Origin of the sequence: Paraburkholderia atlantica (assembly GCF_009362785.1) — a bacterium.
In the GTDB taxonomy this organism is placed as follows: Bacteria; Pseudomonadota; Gammaproteobacteria; order Burkholderiales; family Burkholderiaceae; genus Paraburkholderia; species Paraburkholderia atlantica.
In genome coordinates, this window is the sequence record NZ_WHNQ01000130.1 from 1 (window position 1) to 4,116 (window position 4,116).

The 4,116-nt window shown below is 63.2% G+C and carries 1 protein-coding gene; it reads left to right on the forward strand.

The window, feature by feature from the left end; genetic code table 11:
- Positions 1-4,116, forward strand: a 4,116-nt coding sequence (locus GCT19_RS41170; RefSeq protein WP_152855026.1) for an ATP-binding sensor histidine kinase, incomplete at both ends; no start/stop codon positions are given.

Consider the following 4,116-nt stretch of genomic DNA (forward strand, 5'->3'; position numbering starts at 1 on the left):
AGGCGCTCTCGCCCAATGCAGCGCTCATCAGCGACCTGATCCCCGAACTGAAGCTGATCATCGGCGAGCCGCCCCCGGTCCCGGAGCTCGAACCACAACAGGCGAAACAGCGCTTCCTGCAGGTGTTCCGGCGCTTCATCGGCGTGTTCGCCCAGGCCGAGCATCCGCTGGCACTGTTTCTCGACGACCTGCAGTGGCTCGATGCAGCGACGCTGGACCTGCTCGCGGATCTGCTGATCCAGCCGGACCTGCGCTACCTGATGGTCATCGGCGCCTATCGCGACAACGAGGTGGATGCCGCCCATCCGCTGACCGCCAGGCTCCAGGCTATCCGCGGCGCGGGCGCGAAGATCGGGGAAATCCGGCTCGCGCCGCTGACCGGTGTGCACGTCGGGAGTCTGATCGCGGACGCGCTGCACTGTGCGCCTGAAAAAATTGCGCCCCTGGCGCGCCTCGTGCACGACAGGACGGGAGGCAATCCCTTCTTCGTGATCCAGTTCCTGCTGGCTCTCGCCGAAGGCGATCTGCTGGCGTTCGATCACGATGCACGGCAGTGGCGCTGGGATACCGAACGCATCCATGCCAGCAGTTACACCGACAACGTCGTGGACCTGATGGCCGGCAAACTGACGCGGCTGCCGCCCGCGACACAGCACGCGCTGCAGCAGCTTGCCTGTCTCGGAAGCGTCGCGAACGTCGCAACCCTGTCAGCCGTGCTCGGCATGCAGGAGATGCGGGTTCACGGCGTGCTGTGGGAGGCGGTTCGCCAGGAACTGGCCGTGCGGCTGGAGGGCGCTTACGCGTTCGTTCATGACAGGATTCACGAAGCCGCCTATTCCCTGATTCCTGAATCTTCGCGCGCCGCTGCTCATCTGCGCATCGGCCGGCTGCTCGTCGCGCAGACTCCTGCGGAAAAACGCGAAGAAGCGATCTTCGAGATCGTCGGGCAGCTCAATCGCGGTGCCGCGCTGATCACCGAGCCGGACGAACGCGAGCAACTGGCCGAACTCAATCTGCACGCCGGCCAGCGCGCCAGGGCGTCGACAGCCTACACTTCGGCGCTCGCCTATTTCAGCACGGGCGCCGGGCTACTGAGCGACGATTGCTGGCAGCGTCGGCATGACCTCCTCTTCGCACTGGAGCTGAACCAGGCCGAATGCGAACTCCTGACCGGACAGCTGCCGGTCGCCGAAACGCGACTGGCGGAGTTGTCGAGGCGTGCTACGACCACCGTCGAGCGCGCCCGGGTCGCGTGCTTGCAGATGGATGTTTTCCTGATGCTCGGCCAGCGCGAGATTGGGGTCGCTGTGTGCCTCGCCTTCCTTCGTCAGGTGGGCATCGAGTGGTCAGCCCATCCGGACGACGCAACCGTGCGCAGTGAATACGCGCGCATCTGGCCGCTGCTTGGCGAGCGGACCATCGAGGAACTCATCGATCTGCCGCCGATGCAGGACGCGCTCGCCCTCGCAACCATCGATGCGGTGATCTCGTTAGTCCCGCCTGCCCTCCACAGCGACGGGAATCTCGCTTGCCTGACGATCTGCAAGGCAATCACGCTGAGCCTCGAGCACGGCAATAGCGACGCCTCGTCCGTGGCCTACGCTAATTTTCCGAGGTTCGCCGGACGAGTTTTCGGCGACTATCAGGCCGGATTCCAGTTCGGCGAACTCGGCTGCAAACTCGTCGAGCGACGTGGCCTGGAACGCTACGAGGCCCGCACGTATCTGTCCTACTACATGTATGTTGCACGCCTGGTTCAACCGATGCGCAATTGCGCAGCGCAGATGCGCCGCGTTTTCGACATGGCCAATCGGACCGGCGATATTCCGTGGGGGGCGTTCTCGCGCAATCACATCGTCTCGACCATGCTGGTAACCGGCGCACCACTATCCGAGGCACACCGAGAGACCGAATCCGGCATTGCATACTGCGACAGAGTGCGGTTTTCCATGGTCACAGCCTTTAGTGAACTGCAGCTCGCACTGATCCGGACGCTCCGTGGCTTGACACCGGTGTTCGGCAGCCTCGATTGTGCTGAGTTCGACGAGCTTCGCACAGAACGTCACCTGTCTCAAACCTCGGTGTCGTACGTGTGCATGTATTGGATCCGGAAACTGCAGGCACGCTATTTTGCCGGCGACTATGAGGCAGCCACGCACGCGGCTGCACGGGCGAATGAGCTAAGCTGGGTCATGTACTCGTTTACCGAGGAAGCGGAATATTACTTCTATGCCGCGCTGGCGTGCGCCGGCCGGTGCGACGCCATCCCGGCCGGCGAGCGTACACAGCACCTGGGCACGCTGCGCGCCCATCATAAGCAACTGACTATCTGGGCAGATCTCTGCGCGGAGAACTTCGCAAGCCATACCGCGCTGGTCGGCGCCGAGATCGCCCGCATCGAAGGCCGCGTGGTCGACGCCGAAATGCTCTACGAACAAGCCATCCGCTCGGCGGAGGATAGCGATTTCGCGCACGTCGAGGCACTGGCCAACGAACTCGCGTCCCGTTTTTATGCCGCACGCGATCTTCGAAAGTTTGCGCGCGTTTGCATGAAGGACGCCCACAATGGCTATCTGCGTTGGGGCGCCAATGGAAAGGTGCGGCAACTCGAGGAACAGTATCCTTACTTGAGAACCGACGAAGCGGCGGTACCCGGACCAACGAATACGATCGCAACGCCAATCGAGCACCTCGACCTGGCGACCGTGATCAAGGTGTCGCAGGCGGCTTCTGGCGAGATCCACCTGGAAAAGCTGATCGGGATGGTCATGCGCACGTCGATCGAGCAGGCGGGCGCGGAACGGGGTCTGCTGATCCTGTCGGATGCGGGCGGCCATCGGATTGCGGCGGAAGCCACCACCGCCGGCGATGCGGTCCACGTGCAGCTCTCCGACGCGCCGGTCACCGCAGCGATGTTGCCGGAGTCGATCCTCAACCAGGTCTTGCGGACCCGCGAGACGATCTTTCTGGACGATGCCGCAGCTGACCCCTTGGCTGCCGCGGACCCTTACGTCCGTCAGCATCGCGCCCGTTCCATTCTGTGCCTGCCCCTGATGAACGCAACCAAGCTCATGGGTGCGCTCTACCTCGATAACAATCTCACTGCCCGCGTGTTCAGCCCCGCGCGGATCGCCGTGCTGAAGCTCGTGGCCTCGCAAGCCGCCATTTCGCTCGAAAATGCCCGTTTGTACCGCGATGTCGCGGAAAGCGAAGCAAAGATCCGCCGTCTTGTCGATGCCAACATCATCGGCATCAATGTCTGGGAGGCCGGCGGGAATATCCTCGAAGCCAACGACGTGTTTCTGCGCATGGTGGGCTATGACCGCGACGATCTCGTCTGTGGTCGCGTCCGCTGGCTGGATCTGACGCCACCGGAAAGGCATGACGACGCGATCCGCGCGCGCATCGAGTTAACGGAAACTGGCCGCATCAAGCCGTTCGAAATGGAATACATCAGGAAGGACGGCAGTCGCGTACCGATCATTCTGGGCCTCGCTGCGTTCGACGCAAGCGGCCGGGAAGGCCTGGCGTTCGTGCTCGATCTCACCGAGCAGAAGCAGGCGGAAAAGAAAATTCGCGACAGCGAGCAGCGCTACCGCGAGGTGCAGACCGATCTGGCGCACGCGAACCGCGTGGCGACCATGGGGCAGCTCGCGGCCTCGATTGCCCACGAAGTCTATCAACCTATTTCCGCGACGGTGACCCATGCCGAAGCCGCATTGCGATGGCTGCACCGCGAGCCCGCCAACCTCACCGAGGTCAGCCTCGCGCTCGACGGTATCCTCAGGGACGGCAACCGCGCCGGCGACGTGCTCGGGCGGCTCCGGCAACTGATCAGGAAAGCGCCACGGAAAAAAGAGCCGGTGAACATCAACGAGGCGATCCGCGAGATCGTCGAACTCGTCCAGGGAGAGGCAAGGAAATGCGGCGCCCTGCTGGCGATGCAGCTCGCAGAGTGTTTGCCGTCCGTCGAAGGCGACCGTGTGGAACTGCAGCAGGTCATGCTCAACCTGATCATCAATGCGCTGGAGGCAATGAGCGGCATCGATGGTTTGCGACAGGTGCACGTCAGTACCGGCGAGGCCGACGGCGGCTGCGTGCTCGTGACCGTGCGCG